The organism is Rhizobium sp. LEGMi-198b (genome assembly GCF_054114205.1).
On the sequence record NZ_JBSYVH010000006.1, the window covers coordinates 439,216 to 448,676 of the forward strand.

Consider the following 9,461-nt stretch of genomic DNA (forward strand, 5'->3'; position numbering starts at 1 on the left):
GAGAGCGGAAGTTTTCATGCTGCATATTCTCTATTTCGTCCACGATCTCGCCGATCCCGCCGTCCGCAGGCGGGTGCTGATGCTGCAGGCGGGTGGGGCGAAAGTAACGCTGGCAGGCTTTCGGCGCGATGACAACGCGTTGGCTGCCGTGCACGGTGTCGAACCGATCGAACTCGGGCGGACGCGTGATGCGCAGTTCGCACAGCGTATCGCTGCCGTTGCCAAGTCTGCTCTGCAACTGCGCGGATTGCTGCGTTCGATTGAAAAGCCAGACGTGATCATCGGCCGCAATCTTGAAATGCTGGCCGTGGCCAATCGCGCCAAGTCGATCTTCGGCGGCGATATGCCCGTTGTCTACGAGTGCCTCGATATTCACCGGCTGCTGCTGCGCAAGGACGTCTTTGGCGGCGCCCTTCGTGGCATCGAGCGCCATTTCGGCGCGGATGCGGCGCTGCTGCTGACCAGTTCGCCGGCCTTTGTCGAGCATTATTTCCGCTCTCGCTCGGGCCTCGACCTGCCGATCCTCCTTCTCGAGAACAAAGTCCTGGCGATCGAGGGTATCGGGGCTGAAATTACCGTTGCGCCGCGATTGCCAGCCGCCAACGAGCCCTGGAAGATCGGCTGGTTCGGTGCGCTTCGGTGTCGCAAATCACTGGAAATGCTTGCTGAATTTTCACGTCAGATGGAAGGCCGCTTCGAGATCGTCTTGCGTGGCCGGCCGGCCTATTCCGAGTTCAGTGATTTCGATGGCTTCGTGCGCGATGCGCCCTTCATGCGCTTCGGTGGCCCATACAAAAATCCCGAGGATCTCGCGGCGATCTATGGCGAGGTGCAATTCTCCTGGGCTATCGACTTCTTCGAAGAAGGACTGAATTCCAGTTGGCTATTGCCGAACCGTCTCTATGAAGGCGGCCTGCATGGCGCCGTGCCGATCGCCTTCAATGGCACTGAAACCGCACGGTTCCTGGCAAACCGAAAAATTGGGCTGACGCTCGAAAAGGCGGATGCTGCGCACCTTGTCGCCCTCCTGGGCGACATAAATAAGGAGCGCTACCTCGCCGCTTTCAACGCCTTGGCCGCGCAGGACCGCAGGCAATGGATGACCGACCGCGCCGAATGCCAAGGATTGGTGCAGCGGCTGGCCTCCCTTACCCGCGCCAGTGGCCAAACCGCCGAATTAAAAGCCCTCCCACAAATGCATCGCAATAGAGGTGGATTGCAATGAAGACCGGAATTCCCATGGATATGCGTTGCTTAATCGTTATTCCCTGCCTCAATGAGGAGAAGCATATCGAGCCGCTGATTGCCAAGCTCGGTAGTGCTCTGGACGAACTTGATGCCCGGATCGTGGTTGCCGATGGTGGTAGCACGGATAGAACGCGCGACATCGTCAAGGAGATCGCCGCGACCGATCCGCGCATTCTCCTGCTCGACAACCCGAAGCGGCTGCAAAGTGCTGCGATCAATCTCGCCATCGAAACCTTTGGCCGCGACTACGACTATTTCATTCGCATCGACGCCCATGGCGATTATCCCAGCGACTACTGCCAGATCCTCGCGCAGGAGGCGCAGGCGACTGGGGCGGATTCGGTTGTCGTCGCCATGCGTACCATGGGCTTTAGCGCTTTCCAGAAGGCGACGGCGGTGGCGCAGAATTCCAAGCTCGGCAATGGCGGCTCCAAGCACCGCGAAGGCGCCAAGGGGCATTGGGCCGATCACGGTCACCATGCGCTGATGCGCATCTCTGCCTTCCGCGCCGTCGGCGGCTATGACGAAGCCTTCAGCCACAATGAGGATGCCGAGCTCGACTATCGCCTACGGAAGGCCGGTTATCGCATCTGGCTCACCGACAAGACGGCAATGACCTATTATCCGCGCTCCAGCGTTCCGACGCTTTTCCGACAGTATCTCGGCTATGGCCGCGGCCGTGCGCGCAATATCCTCAAGCATCGCAGCATGCCGAGCGTCCGCCAGATGCTGCCGCTGGCGGTGGTGCCGATCTTCGTCGGCGCGTTTCTGGCGATCCTCAGTTGGATTGCGGTCGTTCCCATCAGCCTTTGGGCTTTTGCATGCGTAGCCTATGGCTTCTGGATCGCGCTCGGCGAGCGCAATCCGTACGGACCTCTCGCCGCCGTCTCGGCCATGGTCATGCATTTTGCCTGGTCGATGGGTTTCTGGATGGAAGTCTTCAGCTTCCGTGCACGCAAGGTGGTGTCATGACGCGGAACCCGGAGCGCCGATCCGTGAGGATCGATATCGCTGTCTGCACCTATCGCCGCGCCGAACTGGACCAGACGCTGTTGTCGCTGGCGGTCTTGACCGTTCCTGTGGACGTTACTGTCCGTATCATCGTTGCCGACAATGACGTGATGCCAAGTGCGCGCGACCGCGTCGAAGCCATGCGTTCGGCGGTGCCTTTCGAGATTGCCTATGTGCATTGCCCCGCTTCGAACATTTCGATCGCCCGCAACGCCTGCCTCGAGCATGCGACCGGCGATTTCGTGGCCTTCATCGACGACGACGAGACCGCATCAGAGGATTGGCTGGCTGAATTACTGGTGACCGCGGATACCACCGGAGCCGACGCGGTGCTCGGCCCCGTCAGCGCCGTCTATCCGAACGGTGCGCCGGGCTGGATGCGGCGCGGCGATTTCCATTCGACATTGCCGGTCTGGGTCTCCGGCGATATCCGCACGGGCTATACCTGCAATGTCCTGCTGCGGCGCAACGCGCCGTCGCTTGCCGGCCGCCGCTTCAACATCGCGCTGGGGCGCAGCGGTGGCGAGGATACGGAATATTTCGCCCACATGCACAGGGCGGGCGGAAAGATCGCCTTTGCCGAGGATGCCATGGTCTACGAACCCGTGCCGAACGGGCGGGCGACGGTTGCCTGGCTCACGAAGCGGCGGTTCCGTATGGGGCAGACGCATGGGCGGATGCTGCTGGAGACGTCGGCCGGTCTTGGCCGGTGGAAGGCGATCGCGCTTGCTGGCGCCAAATCCGGCTATTGCTTTGCCGCCGCTGCGCTTCTTGCCGCTTTCCCCGTCCAGCGCCACCGCTACGGCCTGCGCGGTATCATGCACGCAGGCGTCGTCAGCGGCCTGTTCGGTGTCCGCGAAATCGAACAATACGGAAATTTGGAGAAAGCACCGCAATGACGGATTTCATCCCTGATGTCAGTTTCGTCATCGCAGCCTACAACGCCGAGGACACCCTGGAGCGCGCCATTGACAGCGCGTTGGCGCAGGGTGCCGTCAGCATGGAGGTGATCGTCGTCGACGATTGTTCCAGCGACAATACCCCGACGATTGCCGGCAACCACCCCGATCCGCGCGTTCGGCTCGTTGCCATGCCCCGTAACGGCGGTCCCGCCGCGGCACGCAATGCCGGCCTTGACGCCGCTCGCGGCCGTTGGGTTGCCGTGCTTGATTCCGACGATGCGCTACGCCCGGACCGCATGGCACGGCTGATTGCACGGGCCGAAAAGGCCGAGGCCCAGATCGTCGTCGACAATCTCGATGTTATCAGGGGAGCGGATGAGGCGGCGGGCACGATGTTTCCGGAAGCCGTGCTCGCGCGTCTGCCGGTTCTGACGCTGCAGAAATTCATCATGTCGAACATGATTTTCCGCTCCGAGCATAATTTCGGCTACATGAAGCCCGTCTTCGAGCGCGCCTTTCTCGAGAAGCACCACCTGCGCTTCGACGAGGCCCTCAGGATCGGCGAGGACTATATTTTTCTCGCCTCCGCATTGGCTAAAGGCGGCGTCTGCGCTGTCGAACCTACAGCCGGTTATCTCTATTACATTCGCGAAGGTTCGATCTCGCGCGTGCTGAAGCGGCAAGATGTCGAGGCGATGATTGCCGCCGACCAGAAGTTTTTCTCTACACATCCTTTCGGTGCCGCCGCTCTGGCCGCCCAACGGCGACGGACGCGCAACCTGAAAGAAACACTATCCTTCCTAATGCTTGTCGACAGCATCAAGGACGGTTCCTTACCGAACGCGCTGAAAATTGCCTGCTGCAATCCGGGCGCGGTTCGTCATTTGCGCATGCCGATCGCGGCCCGTCTGCGTCGTCTTGCCGCCCTTCTTCGGGGCAACGGCGAGACAACCGTCCTGCAGGGCGGCGGCGAAGTCGCGTCGGCGTCCCCGATCTCCCCCTCCCTCCCCAGTTTGGGCGCAGGCCCTCACTCTAACAAAGGATAGAGCTATGGACCCTAAGCATCGTGTGAGAAAAGCAATCATCCCAGTTGCTGGCAACGGAACCCGTTTCCTGCCGGCCACCAAGGCGATGCCCAAGGAAATGTTGACGATCGTCGATCGTCCGGTGGTGCAATACGCCGTCGACGAGGCCATCGAGGCCGGCATAGAGCACATCGTCTTCGTCACCAGCCGCAACAAATCGGCAATCGAGGATCATTTCGACGATACGCCGGAGCTGATCTCCTCGCTGCATAGAGCGGGCAAGACAAAGCAGGTTTCCGAACTGGAGCGTCTTCTGCCGCGGGCCGGCTCGGTCAGCTTTACCCGCCAGCAGGCGCCGCTCGGCCTCGGCCATGCCGTATGGTGCGCTCGAGACCTGATCGGCAATGAGCCGTTTGCGCTGCTGCTGCCCGACATGGTCTGCCATGGCCTGCGCGGCTGCATGGCCGGGCTAATGGAACTCTATGACGAAGTCGGCGGCAATATCGTCGCGGTCGAGGAATGTGCGCCGGAAGAGACCTCGAAATACGGCATTATCGGCCGTGGAGCGCCGGTTCGCCACGGCTTCGGTGTGACCAAAATGGTTGAGAAACCGCATCCGTCGGAGGCGCCTTCTAACTTTTACCTCAATGGGCGCTATATTCTCCAGCCTGAGATCTTCGACATCCTGGCGCGGCAGGAACGCGGCGCTGGCAACGAGATCCAGCTAACCGACGGCATGCTGCGCCTGTCTCAAACACAGGACTTCCATGCCCAGGCTTATAGCGGACGGACTTTCGATTGCGGCTCGAAGCAAGGCTTTATCGAGGCGAACGTCGCCTTCGCGCTGGCACGCGCGGACATTGGCGGTCTCGTTTACGACTCGATCCGAAGCCTGGTTCTCTCGCACGAAGCGCAGATGACCGCAGCTTAAGCCGCTTCACACTTTCGCCTGCGGCCTCGATGGCCGCAGGCCATTGCCGCTATTCATTTAGGCTTCTCCGACAAGGTGGTCGCCATGCATCAGAAGAATTTCACCTTCCACAGCGCTCTTCCAAAGGAGGAGCAGGATGGTTTCATTGACCTAGACCGGCTGATGGCGGTCATCACCCGTCGCATCCGCACCATCCTCGCCGGTGTGGTCATCTTCGTCGCACTGGCGGTCGCTTATCTGCTGACCGCACCTTCGACCTATACGTCAGCGACACAGATATTGCTCGACGAAACCATGACCAAATATGCGGAGGACCAGCCGCCGCAGGCCAGCAGCCAGCAGGCCGACATGGAGATCGCCAGCGCTGTCGAAATCCTGAAATCCAACGAGATGGCCTTGCGCGTCGTCGATGCGGCGGGCCTCGTCAACAATGACGCGATCCTCAATCCGCCGCAGTCGCCGGTAGCGCTGATCAAATCCGGCGTGAAGCTGATTGCCAGCGCCTTTAAACCGGCGAAGCCGCCGCTAACTGCCGAAGAGGCGCGCGAGGCGCAACGTCAGCAAATCGCCGCGACATTGCAGGACGCTCTCAAGGTGGAGCGCGTCACCCGCAGTTCCGTCGTCTCCGTATCCTTCGGCTCGACCGATCAGCAATTGGCCGCCAAGGTCACTGCGGCCTATGCCGACGCCTATCTGACGGATCAGCTCAATGCCAATTTCGATGCGACCGAGCGGGCATCCGTCTGGCTGCAGGAGCGGCTGAACGACCTGCGCGAGCGTTCGCAACAGGCTTCGCTCGATGTCGAAAAATATAAGGCCGAGAACGGTCTGACCTCGACCGGCGGCGAACTGATGTCGGAACAGCAGATTTCCGATCTCAACAAGCAATTGATCATCGCTCAGGCCGATACTGCCAGCGCCTCGGCGCGCTATTATCAATACAAATCGATCATCGATCAGGGACCGGACAATGCGGTGAAAAACGCGACGATCTCGTCCAGTCAGACCGACAATAGCGTATTGCAGGATCTGAAGACGCGTTATCTCAATGTGCAGAAGCGCGAGCAGGACGTGACGCAGAATTTCGGCGCCAGTCATCCCCAGGCCGTGGCGCTGAAGGCGGAGCGCGAAGACATCACGCGGCAGATTTACCAGGAACTGCAGCAACTGACGGCGAGCTACAAGAATGAATTCGACGTAGCACAATCGCGTGCGGTGTCGCTGCGCAACAGCATCGAAGGCGTGGTCGGCAAGAACTCCGAGGCCAATAAATCCCTCGTGCAATTGAATGCGCTGAACCAGAAAGCGACAGCGCTGAAGACGCTCTACGAATCCTATCTCAGCCGTTATGAGGAGGCATCGCAGCAACGCTCCTTCCCGATCGCCAAGGCCCGCGTCATCTCCGCCGCCGGTGTGCCATCCGCGCCGTCAAGCCCGAAAAAGACACTCGTCCTGGCACTTTCGATCGTGCTCGGCTTGATGGCCGGCGGTGCCTTTGCCGCGCTGCAGGAATTCCGCGACCGGTACTTCCGGGTCGAAGCCGATGTGCGCGCAGCGCTCGGCCTCAAATTCCTGGGCTATTTGCCGCTGCTCGGCCAACAGACATTCGACAAGAAGAAAAAGAAGGGTCGCAAGCTCAAAGTCGGGCCGGCAACGGCCGAGGATGCCGAGACCGGTGTCGCTTTCGAACGGATCATGCGTGTCTCGGTCGAGGCCCCGCGCTCGATATTCGCCGAAACCCTGCGCAACGCCAAGCTTGCCAGCGATGTCATGCTGCAAGGACGGGCTGACCGCGTGATCGGTGTTGTCTCGGCATTGCCCGGCGAAGGCAAGTCGACGACGGCCGCCAATTTTGCCGCGCTGCTCGCGAGCAGCGGCAAACGCACGCTGCTGATCGATGCCGACTTGCGCAATCCCGGTTTGAGCCGGATGCTGAAATCACCGCCGCAGACCGGCCTCATCGAGGCGGCTCTCGGCGAAATTCCCTGGGCAAGTGCCGTCAGGGTCGATCCGCGCACCAAGCTTGCTATTCTACCGGTGGTTCTACGCGATCATCTCCTGCACACCAGCGAGCTCCTGTCTTCGCAGGGCATGCTGAACCTGATGGAAAGCGCGCGGAAGATGTTCGACTACATCGTCGTCGACCTTGCGCCGCTGGGCCCGGTCATCGACGCCAAGGCATTCGCGCCGCAGGTGGACGCCTTCCTCTTTGTTGCCGAGTGGGGCGCGACGCCGACCAATCTCGTCAGGGATTTGCTGGAACAGGAGCCGCAGATCAATTCGCGTGTTCTCGGCGTCATCCTCAACAAGACGGATATGTCGGAACTGTCGCGCTACAGCGACTTCGGCGGCACGGAGCGCTACCGGCAGAAATACACCAGCTACTACACCGAGGAACAACCGAAGGCAGAAATCGACGCCTAGAGCAATCCAGGAAAAGTGCGAACCGGTTTTCGGTCCGGAATGCGTAAAAACAAAGTGATAGAGCGGGAAAGCGATTCCGTAAAACGCTGAACCGCTCTCCCCTACGCTTTCAACGTCCTGGCACCGGCGCGTGCCAGGACGTGTTCGCGCCAAATCGTGAAGATGCCCGCAGCCACGACGATGATGGCTCCTATCACAGTATAGACATTGAGCGTCTCGCCGAAGATCGAGACGGCGATGATCGCCGAGAAGACGAGCTGCAGATAAGTGAGCGGCTGGATCACCACCGCGTCGAGAAGGTCATAGGCGCGAATGAGAAAATAGTGGCTCGACATGCCCGTGAGGCAGAGCACACCCAGGAAAGCCCAGTCATACGGCACAACCGGTGCCCAGAAGAACGGTCCGATGCAGCTCATGGCAACGGCGCCGACGACGCCGGTGTAAAGAAAACTCGTCATCGCGGAATCGTCCCGGCTGACATAGCGGGTGAGAACGACATACAGCGAAAACAACAGGGCACCGGCAAGCGGCAGCAGGAAACGAATGTCGAAAAAGCCGCTTTCCGGCTTCAGGATCAGCAGCACGCCGACGAAGCCGATGCAGATTGCCAGCCAGCGCCGCCAACCGACCCTTTCGCCAAGGATCGGCACGGACAATAACGCGACCATCAATGGTCCGGACGAGAAGATCGCCTGCGAACGGGCAAGGCCGACGATGACGAAGGACGAGATGGCGACCACGATCTGCGCGGCTAGCAGCAGCCCTCGGGCGATCTGCAGGCGCGGCCGTTTGGTGCGGATGGCGACACGCAATCCGCCGGGTGAGCGCGACGCCAACGCCACGGCAAAAAGCATGAAGGCCCAGTAGCGGATCATCGCCACGAAGAGCGGCGGATAGGCACTCACCAGATGTTTTGAGATGCCGTCCTGTATGGCGAATATGCTGATCGCCAACAGCGTGAAGACATAACCGGCAGTATTGGATTTCATTTCGGCTCGAAGGAAGGATGGTATGCGGCCCCGGAAGCGCCGGCCGAACCGACGCTGCCGATCATAATAGGCCATTCGATCTTTCGATCATAGGCTCCCGCATCTGCCTTACTACACGAAATGTGTCGATCAGCTTTTTTGCGTGCCTTCGATAAAGGCGGCGAAACCCTCGACGAAAGCGGCGAGGTTCTGCTTCACTTTCTCGTCGACGATTTGACCTTCCGCATCGAACACGCTGCCGGCGCGCGACACCATCAGCCGGCCGCCGAACCAGGGATTGGCGCCGAGCGTGCGCAGCACGGGCAGCCAGGCAGTCTGGCTAAGGATCGTGCCGAAATTGCCGGGCGAGGCGCCGAGAACGGCGACGGGTTTTGCCCGGAAGACGCGGGGAATATCGCTGGGCGGCCTGCTCATCCAGTCGATCGCGTTCTTGAAAACGCCGGGAAGCGAATTGTTGTATTCCGGCGTGAACAGGATCAGGCCGTCGGAGGCTGCGGCCAGCTCCTTGAGCTCGCTCACCTTTTCCGGAATACCTTCGGCCTCGACATCGGCGTCATAAAGCGGAATGCCATGGATCGTCCCGGCGATGAGTTCAACGCCCGGCGGCGCGAGCGCGACAGCGGCGTGCAGCAGTGCCGTGTTGAATGAGCCCTTGCGAAGGCTGCCCGATATGCCGAGAATTTTCATCGTGTCCCCCATAAGAATTGGATGGGGAGAGATTTATAGCTCGATACCATTCGTCAAGGACCGATGGTCATGTGAATGCGGATAGCCCAAGTCGAATATCGCCTGCCCCTCAGATATCAATAAAAACGGCACCGTTTTCGACCTTGACGGGATAGGTTTTGAGGTTGACGCAGACGGGGGCGCCCTTGGCCTCGCCGGTGCGGTAGTCGAAGCGGCCGTTGTGCTTGGGACATTCGATGATGTT

At 60.3% G+C, this 9,461-nt stretch carries 9 protein-coding genes; 6 read left to right on the plus strand and 3 right to left on the minus strand.

Features of this window, described 5'->3' with window-relative positions; translation table 11 throughout:
* Positions 1 to 16 precede the first annotated feature (16 nt).
* The 6 genes from ACXHXG_RS23675 (at position 17) to ACXHXG_RS23700 (ending at position 7,541) form a co-directional block, all read left to right on the plus strand.
* Positions 17 to 1,225, plus strand: a complete 1,209-nt coding sequence (locus ACXHXG_RS23675) for a glycosyl transferase family 1 (RefSeq protein ID WP_260305029.1) — start codon at positions 17 to 19, stop codon at positions 1,223 to 1,225.
* Positions 1,222 to 2,220, plus strand: a complete 999-nt coding sequence (locus ACXHXG_RS23680; protein WP_260305028.1) for a glycosyltransferase family 2 protein — start codon at positions 1,222 to 1,224, stop codon at positions 2,218 to 2,220. Before ACXHXG_RS23675 ends, ACXHXG_RS23680 begins: the two co-directional genes overlap by 4 nt.
* Positions 2,217 to 3,158 (plus strand): glycosyltransferase family 2 protein, encoded by a 942-nt coding sequence (locus ACXHXG_RS23685; RefSeq protein WP_457900896.1) that lies wholly within the window; start codon positions 2,217 to 2,219, stop codon positions 3,156 to 3,158. The genes ACXHXG_RS23680 and ACXHXG_RS23685 overlap by 4 nt, the downstream gene beginning before the upstream one ends.
* Positions 3,155 to 4,207 carry a glycosyltransferase family 2 protein gene (locus tag ACXHXG_RS23690; protein ID WP_285168717.1) on the plus strand — a complete coding sequence of 351 codons (1,053 nt, stop codon included), beginning with the start codon at positions 3,155 to 3,157 and terminating at the stop codon, positions 4,205 to 4,207. The genes ACXHXG_RS23685 and ACXHXG_RS23690 overlap by 4 nt, the downstream gene beginning before the upstream one ends.
* 4 nt (positions 4,208 to 4,211) lie before the next feature.
* Positions 4,212 to 5,117 carry a UTP--glucose-1-phosphate uridylyltransferase gene (locus ACXHXG_RS23695; protein WP_260305025.1) on the plus strand — a complete coding sequence of 302 codons (906 nt, stop codon included), beginning with the start codon at positions 4,212 to 4,214 and terminating at the stop codon, positions 5,115 to 5,117.
* Between the two features lie 84 nt (positions 5,118 to 5,201).
* Complete coding sequence (locus ACXHXG_RS23700) at positions 5,202 to 7,541, plus strand: polysaccharide biosynthesis tyrosine autokinase (protein ID WP_283054171.1); 2,340 nt, start codon at positions 5,202 to 5,204, stop codon at positions 7,539 to 7,541.
* A gap of 101 nt (positions 7,542 to 7,642) precedes the next feature.
* On the opposite strand, the gene ACXHXG_RS23705 is transcribed toward ACXHXG_RS23700, so the two are convergent.
* The 3 genes from ACXHXG_RS23705 to ACXHXG_RS23715 all read right to left on the minus strand — a co-directional run.
* On the minus strand, positions 7,643 to 8,530 hold the full coding sequence (locus tag ACXHXG_RS23705; RefSeq protein WP_457900897.1) for a DMT family transporter: 888 nt from the start codon (positions 8,528 to 8,530) through the stop codon (positions 7,643 to 7,645).
* Positions 8,531 to 8,659: 129 nt separating this feature from the next.
* Complete coding sequence (locus ACXHXG_RS23710; RefSeq protein ID WP_457900898.1) at positions 8,660 to 9,217, minus strand: NADPH-dependent FMN reductase; 558 nt, start codon at positions 9,215 to 9,217, stop codon at positions 8,660 to 8,662.
* Between the two features lie 109 nt (positions 9,218 to 9,326).
* Positions 9,327 to 9,461: Rieske 2Fe-2S domain-containing protein (locus ACXHXG_RS23715; RefSeq protein ID WP_457900909.1), on the minus strand; the 135-nt coding region annotated here is incomplete at its 5' end.

What these genes read in the sequence shown, in the direction of transcription:
- ACXHXG_RS23685 (WP_457900896.1), top strand. Translation starts at nt 2,217, where the DNA reads ATGACGCGGAACCCGGAGCGCCGATCCGTGAGGATCGATATCGCTGTC.
- ACXHXG_RS23705 (WP_457900897.1), bottom strand. Translation starts at nt 8,530, where the DNA reads ATGAAATCCAATACTGCCGGTTATGTCTTCACGCTGTTGGCGATCAGC.
- ACXHXG_RS23700 (WP_283054171.1), top strand. Translation starts at nt 5,202, where the DNA reads ATGCATCAGAAGAATTTCACCTTCCACAGCGCTCTTCCAAAGGAGGAG.
- ACXHXG_RS23695 (WP_260305025.1), top strand. Translation starts at nt 4,212, where the DNA reads ATGGACCCTAAGCATCGTGTGAGAAAAGCAATCATCCCAGTTGCTGGC.
- ACXHXG_RS23680 (WP_260305028.1), top strand. Translation starts at nt 1,222, where the DNA reads ATGAAGACCGGAATTCCCATGGATATGCGTTGCTTAATCGTTATTCCC.
- ACXHXG_RS23710 (WP_457900898.1), bottom strand. Translation starts at nt 9,217, where the DNA reads ATGAAAATTCTCGGCATATCGGGCAGCCTTCGCAAGGGCTCATTCAAC.
- ACXHXG_RS23675 (WP_260305029.1), top strand. Translation starts at nt 17, where the DNA reads ATGCTGCATATTCTCTATTTCGTCCACGATCTCGCCGATCCCGCCGTC.
- ACXHXG_RS23690 (WP_285168717.1), top strand. Translation starts at nt 3,155, where the DNA reads ATGACGGATTTCATCCCTGATGTCAGTTTCGTCATCGCAGCCTACAAC.